Origin of the sequence: Ochrobactrum sp. SFR4 (assembly GCF_019730395.1) — a bacterium.
Taxonomy (GTDB): Bacteria; Pseudomonadota; Alphaproteobacteria; order Rhizobiales; family Rhizobiaceae; genus Pseudochrobactrum.
Window position 1 is genome coordinate 1 of the sequence record NZ_JAAPBB010000423.1, and the last position, 344, is coordinate 344.

Genomic DNA, 344 nt, shown 5'->3' on the forward strand with positions numbered 1-344 from the left:
GGAACTGCTGGTCAGGCAGAAGCGCCTCGCCAAATTTGCGCCGGTTCCGTGTGTGGTGTCGGAAGCCAGCGCCGATGTGCTGATCGACGAGGTATCGCTCGCCGAGAACATCGAGCGCGCACCGCTGCATCCGCTCGACCAGTACCGCGCCTTCCAGGCCATGCGCGAAAAGGGGATGACAGAGGAATCCATCGCTGCCGCCTTCTTCGTGGATGCCAAGGTGGTGAAGCAGCGCCTGCGTCTGGTCTCCGTCTCCCCGGCATTGCTAGACGTCTATGCCGAGGACGGCATGACGCTGGAGCAGCTCATGGCCTTCAGTGTCAGTTCTGACCATGCCCGTCAGG

1 protein-coding gene is annotated in these 344 nt (G+C 62.5%); it reads left to right on the plus strand.

What is annotated here, in order from left to right; translation table 11 throughout:
• On the plus strand, positions 1 to 344 hold a 344-nt coding region (locus tag HBA93_RS19655; protein WP_502910151.1), incomplete at both ends, for a ParB/RepB/Spo0J family partition protein.